The sequence below is a fragment of the uncultured Caulobacter sp. genome (assembly GCF_947036865.1).
Lineage (GTDB): Bacteria > Pseudomonadota > Alphaproteobacteria > Caulobacterales > Caulobacteraceae > Caulobacter.
The window spans coordinates 106,426-114,978 of the sequence record NZ_CAMQSF010000008.1; the positions used below are offsets into that span (position 1 = coordinate 106,426).

The 8,553-nt window shown below is 66.2% G+C and carries 8 protein-coding genes and 1 pseudogene; all 9 read left to right on the plus strand.

Annotated features, from left to right (window positions below; translation table 11 throughout):
• Positions 1–65 precede the first annotated feature (65 nt).
• The gene (gene flbT, locus Q0V34_RS07685; RefSeq protein ID WP_297510142.1) at positions 66–491 is read left to right on the plus strand and encodes a flagellar biosynthesis repressor FlbT; all 426 of its coding nucleotides are present in this window, start codon (positions 66–68) and stop codon (positions 489–491) included.
• Complete coding sequence (gene flaF / locus Q0V34_RS07690) at positions 451–813, plus strand: flagellar biosynthesis regulator FlaF (protein ID WP_297510144.1); 363 nt, start codon at positions 451–453, stop codon at positions 811–813. Before flbT ends, flaF begins: the two co-directional genes overlap by 41 nt.
• A 247-nt stretch (positions 814–1,060) precedes the next feature.
• Positions 1,061–1,882: a flagellin gene (locus Q0V34_RS07695; protein ID WP_297510147.1), complete on the plus strand. Its 822-nt coding sequence runs from the start codon at positions 1,061–1,063 to the stop codon at positions 1,880–1,882.
• A gap of 275 nt (positions 1,883–2,157) precedes the next feature.
• Complete coding sequence (locus Q0V34_RS07700) at positions 2,158–2,979, plus strand: flagellin (RefSeq protein ID WP_297510150.1); 822 nt, start codon at positions 2,158–2,160, stop codon at positions 2,977–2,979.
• A gap of 115 nt (positions 2,980–3,094) precedes the next feature.
• A complete protein-coding gene (locus Q0V34_RS07705; RefSeq protein WP_297510152.1) occupies positions 3,095–3,457 on the plus strand; it encodes a hypothetical protein in 363 nt (120 codons plus the stop codon).
• A 178-nt stretch (positions 3,458–3,635) separates the two neighbouring features.
• Positions 3,636–4,472 carry a flagellin gene (locus Q0V34_RS07710; protein ID WP_297510154.1) on the plus strand — a complete coding sequence of 279 codons (837 nt, stop codon included), beginning with the start codon at positions 3,636–3,638 and terminating at the stop codon, positions 4,470–4,472.
• A gap of 85 nt (positions 4,473–4,557) precedes the next feature.
• Positions 4,558–5,112: a UDP-4-amino-4,6-dideoxy-N-acetyl-beta-L-altrosamine N-acetyltransferase gene (gene pseH / locus Q0V34_RS07715; protein ID WP_297510156.1), complete on the plus strand. Its 555-nt coding sequence runs from the start codon at positions 4,558–4,560 to the stop codon at positions 5,110–5,112.
• 76 nt (positions 5,113–5,188) lie between these two features.
• On the plus strand, positions 5,189–8,053 hold the full coding sequence (locus tag Q0V34_RS07720; protein ID WP_297510159.1) for a hypothetical protein: 2,865 nt from the start codon (positions 5,189–5,191) through the stop codon (positions 8,051–8,053).
• An 86-nt stretch (positions 8,054–8,139) separates the two neighbouring features.
• Positions 8,140–8,553, plus strand: a pseudogene (locus tag Q0V34_RS07725) (hypothetical protein); the annotation flags it as partial.

Below are 8,553 nucleotides of genomic sequence, written 5' to 3' on the forward strand. Positions count from 1 at the left end.
TGACCGCCGACCCGTCGATCTCGGCGGGAGCGGGCGAGGCGGCGTCAACGAAGGAGCGGTATTAGGTGCCTTTGAAGCTGTCGCTGAAGCCCGGCGAAAAGTTCGTTCTCAACGGCGCCGTGGTCCAGAACGGGGATCGGCGCGGGGTTCTGGTGCTCCAGAACAAGGCCTCGGTCCTCCGCGAGAAGGACATCATGCAACCGGACCAGGTCACGACGCCCGCGCGTCGGATCTATTTTCCGGTGATGATGATGTATCTCGACGAGGGCTCTGCCGGAAAATTCTTCGAGGATTTCGCCGGCCGCCTTAACGAATTCATGGGAGTTGTCCGCAATCCTGTCATTCTGCAGGACTGCATCGCCATCTCCAAACATGTGATGGCGAGAGAGTACTACAAGGCTCTGATGCTGAGCCGGAAGCTTATCGAATACGAAGACGAGAGGTTGGGGCATGTCTCTTCGGGCGTATCAGCAGGCGGCGACGCGGGCTGAGAATCCCCGTGAACTGGAGTACCGCCTGTTCGGGCAGGTGACGCGCGCCCTGATGGACGCGTCCCAGGCGCCGGCGGACGACTTCGCCACGCGGATCGACGCACTCGATTGGAATCGCAAGGTCTGGTCGGCCTTGGCGACCGACTGTTCCTTGCCCGAGAACCAGCTCCCGACGGAGCTGCGCGCCGGGATCATTTCGCTCAGCCTTTGGGTCGGTCGTCACTCCAGCGCCGTGATGCGCAAGGAGGAGGACTTCGAGCCGCTGATCGAGATCAACCGCATGATCATGCAGGGGCTCGCGGGGCGGGCGGACGCCGCCTGATTCTCTGCTTTTCGCAAGACTGAACGTCTTGCCTAGCCTTATCTGGAAAAACCTGCCGCCCGGCGAATCCTGCATTCGCCGGGCGGTTTTCGTTTCGTCGCCAAGTCGACTTAAAGTTCAACGAGATCAATAACTTGGAATTCCTTGGCGCGCTTGGCCCCGCTGGCCCGCGCCTTGCGATGGTTCGCGCGGGCAAAAGGCCCGCCCGGCGAAGCCGGATAAATCCGACCAAAACGGTAGGTAGCCAATGCTGAATTCCATCAACACCAATCCTGGTGCGCTTCTCGCGCTCCAGAACCTGAACGCAACCAACACGGAGCTCGCCGCCACCCAAGGCCGTATCAACACCGGCAAGAAGATCGCCAGCGCGAAAGACAACGGCGCGATCTGGTCGATGGCCAAGCTGCAAAGCGCGAGCTCGAGCTCGTTGAATGTCGTGAAGGATTCGCTCCAACGCGGTCAGTCGACGATCGATGTGGCTCTCGCCGCCGGCGACACCATCACCGATCTGATCAGCAAGATGAAGGAAAAGGCCCTGGCCGCTTCCGACACCTCGCTGAACACCGCCTCGTTCAACGCGCTCAAGTCGGACTTCAACTCGCTCCGCGACCAGATTCAAAAGGCCGCGGACAACGCGAAGTTCAACGGCGTGAGCCTGGCCGATGGCACGACCACGAAGCTCGCCTTCCTCGCGAACGCGGACGGGGGCGCCTTCACGATCAGCGCTCAGACCCTGGGCCTGACCGGGATCGGTCTGTCCGCCGCGTTCACCTTCACGTCGGCCGCGAACGCGAAGAGCATCGTCGCCAAGATGGATCTCGCGCTGCAAACGGCCACTAACAAACTGTCGTCCCTGGGTACGGCCTCGAAGGGCCTGGATACGCACCTGACCTTCGTGGGCAAGCTGCAGGACAGCCTGGACGCCGGCGTGGGCAACCTCGTCGACGCGGACCTGGCGAAGGAAAGCGCCAAGCTGCAGTCGCTGCAAACCAAGCAGCAACTCGGAGTGCAGGCGCTGTCGATCGCCAATCAGTCCCCTCAGACGATCCTGTCGCTGTTCAAGGGGTGAGCCCGATACGCCGGGCGGCTGTCAAAAGCCGTCCGGCGCCTCTTTCGTGCAGGTGCGCATTATGTGCCCGGCAACAATTTCCTATTGCGAAAGGCCCTCGGCAGAATCTGCCGGGGGCCTTCGTGCTTAATGAAGTTATAACGCCGTGATTTCAAAGGTTTAGGCGTTGCGTGCCGCCCGGCAATATTGGCCCGGCAATTGCTTCAGGTCCTTTCGAGCAAAATGCTCCCGGCAGCCAAAATGGCGTCGGATACCTTGAAAAGGACACTACTCGTATGCCGCTGAATAGCATCAATACGAACGCCGGCGCTCTGATCGCCCTGCAGAACCTGAACTCGACCAACAGCGAGCTTCAAGTCGTCCAGCAACGCATCAACACCGGCAAGAAGGTCGCCAGCGCCAAGGACAACGGCGCGATCTGGGCCACCGCCAAGATCCAGTCGGGCACCGCCGACAGCCTGAACGCGGTGAAGGACTCGCTGCAACGCGGTCAGTCCACCATCGACGTCGCGCTGGCCGCCGGCGACACCATCACCGATCTGCTGGGCAAGATGAAGGAAAAGGCCCTGGCCGCTTCCGACACCTCGCTGAACACCGCCTCGTTCAACGCGCTGAAGTCCGACTTCAACTCGCTGCGCGACCAGATCGAAAAGGCCGCCAGCAACGCCAAGTTCAACGGCGTCAGCATCGCCGACGGCACCACGACCAAGCTGACCTTCCTGGCCAATACGGACGGCACCGGCTTCACGGTCAGCGCCAAGAGCCTGAACCTGACCGGCATCGGCCTGTCCGCCGCCTTCACCTTCACCTCCGCGGCGAACGCCAAGTCGGCGCTCGCCACGCTGGACAAGGCGATCGGCACGGCCACCAACAAGCTGTCGTCGCTGGGCACCAGCTCCAAGGGCCTCGACACCCACCTGACCTTCGTCGGCAAGCTGCAAGACAGCCTGAACGCCGGCGTGGGCAACCTGGTGGACGCCGACCTGGCCAAGGAAAGCGCCAAGCTGCAGTCGCTGCAAACCAAGCAGCAGCTGGGCGTCCAGGCGCTCTCGATCGCCAACCAGTCCAGTTCGTCGCTCCTCAGCCTCTTCCGTTAAGGAGCGGGAAGGAGGCGGGCCCTAGCCCGCCTCCGCCTTTTCCATCGGAAACGAGCCGCGGGGGAGATTTCACATATCGGAAGGAGGGCCGGCACGGAAAAGCCGGTAGTCAAACATGGAACCCAAGGCCGCATTGTCGGCGATCCACGATTTCGTCGCATCCAGTTCGCCTGTTTCGACCGCCCCGGACCCGTCCGTGGGCGCGAACGCCGTTGCGGCTGGCGCGCCCGTCGCGGCCGCCGCGGTCCCGACGCCCAAGCCGGCGGAAGCCGCGCCGGCTCAACCCGTCGATAACGGGCCTCAGCCGGGCGACCTGCGCCTGGTCATCGAGCAGGACCATGAGACGGGAGAGTACGTGTACAAGACGGTCGACCGCCGCACTGGCGAGACGCTGCAGCAATATCCGCGCGAGCAGATCCTGAAGCTGCGCGAGAACGCGCGCTACGCCATGGGCGACGTGTTCGACGGTAAGGCTTGAGACCTTCCCGAGGGGGATAGGGGACGGGTGCGACGGCGGGTCGCGGCCGTTAATGAAGATGGTTTATAAGCGTTAACCATAATCTTACTTTCTGATCTCAATCTCGGCCGCGAGTTGATCGCGCGCCGAATCACGCGCGGTCGCAACCAACGGCAAAATCGCCGACCGGAGGCCGCGCATGTCGCTGAGCGTCAACACCAACCAGCCCGCGCTGATCGCGCTGCAGAATCTCAACAAGACCAACGACGACATGCAGTCGGTCCAGACCCACATCAATACGGGTCAGTCGATCTCGACCGCCAAGGACAACGCCGCCGTCTGGTCGATCGCCCAACAACAGCGCGCCGACATGAGCGCGCTGGGCGCGGTCAAGATGAGCCTGGACCGAGCGACCTCGATCTCGGACGTGGCTCTGGCGGCCGGCGAGTCGGTGTCCGATCTCTTGAAGACGATGCGCGAGAAGGTGGTCGCCGCCAAGGACACCTCGCTGACCACGAGCTCGCGACAGTCGCTGAACGCCGACTTCCAGGGTCTGCTCAAGAACCTGCAACAGGTCGTCTCCAGCGCCGTGTTCGACGGGGCCAATCTGCTGGACGGCAGCCAGGCGGCGGACATGACGTTCCTGGCCGACGCCGACGCGGCCCAAGCGATCACCCTGACCCTGCAGAACCTCTCTCTGGGCGGCACGATCAACACCCTGACCGCCACCGACGACATCCTGACGCCGACCAACGCCGCCGCGGTGTTGACGCGCCTGGACGCGACCATGACCTCGGTCAACCAGGCGGTCGGCAACATCGGCACGCAGTCCAAGCAGATCGAGGCCCACAACAGCTTCGTCTCCAAGCTCAACGACGTGCTCGAGACCGGGGTCGGCAATCTGGTGGACGCGGATCTGGCCAAGGAGAGCGCCCGCCTGCAGGCCTTGCAGGTCAAGCAGCAGCTGGGCGCCCAGGCGCTGTCGATCGCCAACGGCGCGCCGCAGATCATCCTGTCCCTGTTCAAGGGCGCCTAGACCCGCCACGGGGGGCGGAGGTCTAGGTCCTGTCGCATCCCGGGGCTAAACTCGCGCCAGGCGGACCTGGGGATTCGGCGGCGGCATGATCGAGTTGCGCGACTTGCGAGACGAGGACGAGGCGGTCCTCTTCCAGTGGCGGTCCGAGCCCGAGGTCGACCGCTGGATGTCCGACGCCGATCTGCCCAGCCACGAGGCGCATGCCGCGTGGTTCGCCGCGCTCCGCGCCGATCCGGATCTGCGAGGCTGGATGATCACCCGCGGCGGCGCGCCCATGGGCCTTCTGACCCTGACGGGGCTCTCCAGCCATCATCGTCGCGCCAGCTGGAACTGGTTCCTCGGTTCGGCCGAGGCGCGGGGCAGGGGCGTCGGCCGCGCCGCCCAGGTGCTGGGCCTGGATCGAGCGTTCGGCGAACTGGGGCTGCACAAGGTGTTCGCCGAGGTGATGGCCGACAACGACGCGGCGCTGAAGGCGCAGTCGTCCGCGGGCTTCCGGCGCGAGGGCTATCTGCGCGGCCATGTCCTGAAGGACGGCCAACCCCGCGACGTGGTGCTGCTGGGCATCCTGGCGTCCGAATGGGCGCAGCTGCGCGAGGCGGCCCGCCGCGCCTTGTCGGACGCCCACCTGATCGCCGCCTGACGCGACATCTTAACGAGTCGTCAGCGATCGTCTGGCATGGGTAGGCGTGGGTTTCCGCGCCCGCTCGGAACAGGTCGTGATCAGCTTCGATTCCAATCTGCTGCTCAACTTCTACCAGGCTCGGTCGAGCCTGGCGGGCGCCGGCGCGTCCGCGTCGAGCGGCGCGACGCCGGCGCGGGGCAAGGCGGTCGTTCCGAACGCGCCTTGGCTGGGCGGCGGGATCCCGCCCGCCAGCGAACTGGTCCGCGCGGCCGTCAACGGTCGCAAGTTCGTCGACGAAGCCGCCAACACCTCGAAGCTCAAGGGCGCCAGCCCGGACTACGCCAAGCTGTTCTCGACCTATCAGGCGCTGAACACGATGTCGGCCCTGATCACCGAAGCCGGCAAGAAGGGCCAGACCGACGGCGAGATCGCCCGCCTGCAGACCGCCCTGACGCGCGGCCTCGGCGAAGTCAGCGGCTATGTCCAGAACCTCTCCCTGGATCAGCTGCGCCTGACGACCGGTTCGGTGATGACCACCGACAAGGCGACCGTCGGCGTTCCCAAGGCGACCTACAGCTACAAGACCGACACGCTCTATACCGGCCAGGTCGATGACGAGGTCCCACGCTTCAAGGGCGACGTGTCGTTCAGCGTGGCGGTCAAGAGTTTCGGCGTCACCTCGAACGTGACCATGAATCTCGCCGAGATGGGCTCGACGCCCCGGACGATGTCCAACGTCGTGACCTATATGAACGGCAAGCTGAAGGCCGCGGGGTTCAACACCTCGTTCTCGGTCCAGCGCACGCCCGGCGAACAACGCACCGTGCAGGTCGGCGGCAAGCCCGTGACCCTGCCGGCCACCGGGGACGACTTCGCCCTGCGGATCAACGGCGACTCCGCCGAGCAGCTGACCTTTACCGCGCCGACCGCCGCGCCCGCCGTCTATGTGACGACCAAGGCCGGCGACCCTGATCCGGACAAGAAGCCCGAGACCAAGGACGCGGTCTACGAAAGCACGCTCACCAAATACAGCGCGGCGGGAACCGGCGGCGGCCCCGGCGCCGGCGCGCCCGGCGGCAAGGTCTTCACCGAGACGCTGCAGGGCACGATCAACACCGTCCGCAAGTCGCTGACCGGCGCGGACGGGTCGGTCTACATGCTGGCCGATGTCGATACCGCGGTCAGCGGCAAGACCGACATCAATGGTCAGGTCATCAAGGGCCAGAGCGACGTGGCTCTGCTCAAGTACGACAACGCCGGACACCTGCTCTACGCCCGCACCCTGGGCGCGACCGACAGCGCCAGCGGCCTGTCGCTGGCCGTGGCCGACGACGGCGGCGTGGCGGTGGCCGGCTCGGTCAGCGGCCGCCTGCAAGGCGCGGTCAACGGGCCGATCAACAACAGCGACACGTCGACCACCACCGACAGCTTCGTCACGCGCTATGACGCCAAGGGCGACGAGCAGTGGACCGTGCGGCGCGGCGGCCTGCAGGACGACGAGGCCACCGCCGTCGCCTTCGGCTCGGACGGCGTTCTCTATGTCGGCGGGCGCAGCAAGTCGGATCTGCCGGGCGCGGTCGGGACGGATCCGACGGGCGGCTGGGATGCCTATCTGACCGCCTTCGCGACCGGCGCCGACGGCCAGCCGAAGTCCCTGTTCACCCAGAGGTTCGGCACCAGCGAGAACGACAGCGTCGCGGGCATCGTCGTCAACGGCGCGCAAGTCATCGTCGGCTCCAAGGAGAACGGCGAGGCCATGCTGCGCGCCTTCAACGTCACGCCCAACGTCGTGACCGAGAACGTGACCCAGAAGGACCAGTACGGCGCCTATCAGACGGTGCCCGTCACCTACACCAAGACCGCCACCGTCAGTCAGGCCGCGACCCGCGACCTGGGTTCGCTGAAGGGGGGAGACCTGGCGGGACTGAAGATCGATGGCGGCCAGCTCTATGTGGCCGGGTCCACCGCCAACAATCTGATGTCGATCAACGGCGCGACGACGGCTCCTTCGGGCGGTATGGACGCCTTCGTGGGACGCGTGTCGCTGGACCTGACCAACAATGGCCAGGACGCCCTGACCTATTACGGCGGCACGGGCGACGACACCGTCACGGGCTTCGACGTCGCCGACGGCAAGGCGTGGCTGGTCGGCGCGGCCGGCAAGAACCTCGACGGCGAGGCGACGGTCGGGACCAAGGACGGCTATGTCGCCCAGCTCAATGTCGCGACCGGCGCCGTCGACTGGAGCCAGCGCCTGACGGGCAAGGACGGCTACGCCACGCCGACCTCGGTGGCGGTCGACAAGTCCGGCGCCAGCAGCCTGGACGTGCTGGGCCTGCCCTCCGGCGTGATGGACTTCACCCAGTCGGACCGCATCGTCTCGGCGACATCGGCGCGCGCCGGCGACACCTTCCAGATCCGCACGCGCGAGCGCGGCAGCCTGACGACCATCACCATCGACGCCAAGGACACGCTCGAAACCCTGGCCGACAAGGTCAAGAAGGCCTCGGGCTACCGCGCGAAGGTCGAGATCGGGACCAGCGGCAACAGCCGGGTTCTGAAGATCAGCCCCGCCTCGAACACCTCGACCCTCGAGATCGTGGCGGGCAAGGGCGGGACGGACGTGTTGAAATCCTTGGGTCTGGCCGGCGGCGTCGTTCGCGCCACGAAGCTGGACGGGGGCAAGACCGTCTCGGCCGACGGCAGCGGGCCGGTCTATGGTCTGCAACTGCCGCCGGAACTGGACCTCTCCACCGAGGACGGTCGCAAGGCCGCGACCTTGGTCGTGACGCGCGCCATGTCGCAGGTCCGCACCGCCTATCGCGAAGCCGCCGATACGGCGCTGGGCGTGAAGACCGACAGCGGATCCGGGGCGGGCAAGAGCGGCGGCGCGGTGCCGAAGTATCTCACCGACCAGATCGCCAACTACCAGGCCGCGCTGAGCCGCCTGGGCGGCTAGGTCGATCGGCTGGGAATGGGGCGCGCCCGCGCGTTTCCCCGCCCGTCGCGCTTGAAAGCGTCATCTCCGCGTCGTAGCCAGGGACCATGGACGTTCTGAAAGATCGACGGATCATCTTCGGCGGCGGCGCGGCGCTCGCGCTGTTGGCCGGTCTCGGCATCGCCGTGGCGCTGATGTCGGGCCACGACAAGAAGCCCGCCGAGGAGCCGCCCGCCTCGCGCGCCGGTCTGATCGTCGAGACCGGGCGCGACGACGACGCCAAGCTCGACCCCGCGCGGCCGCTCCGCTGCTTCGTCGGCGGCAGTTTCGTGGGCGAGATCACCCTGGCCGAATGCGCCAAGAAGAACGGGGTGGCCACCGGCGCCCTCGACGTGGGCGTCGACGAGACGGGCGCCCTGGCGGCCGCCGACCAGGCCGGCACGGTCCTGACCCCGCTGCCGCCGACCCCGACCGTTTCCGCCCCCGCCGCGCCGCCCGCGACCGCCGCGGCGACGCCGTCG